Source organism: Micrococcus sp. LASM2_SD2 (assembly GCF_057364565.1).
In genome coordinates this window covers 1-240 of the sequence record NZ_JBNFOB010000516.1, presented here as the reverse complement: position 1 = coordinate 240, position 240 = coordinate 1, and the positions used below count along the sequence as shown (strand labels likewise).

Sequence of the window (240 nt, the reverse complement as noted above, 5' to 3'; positions counted from 1 at the left end):
GCGCGGATGCGCTCCTCGATGAGCTGCAATGCCTTCGCCTTGAACTCGGGGCTGTACTTCTGGGGCATGGTCCGATCCTCCTTGAGGAAGTAGGTCGGAACGAAACCCAGGGCGCTTCACAGGCCTTCGCCTGGGCCGGTAATCCTGCTGGGGTGATGGTGCATTCCGATCAGGGAGTGCAGTACCAGCACGCCTCGTGGCGGCAGATCATCGCCGCCCAGGACGGGATCCAGTCGATGT

General features: G+C 62.5%; 1 pseudogene. It reads left to right on the top strand.

The window, feature by feature from the left end:
• Window positions 1-240: pseudogene (locus tag AC2W7A_RS13395) on the top strand (hypothetical protein); the annotation flags it as partial.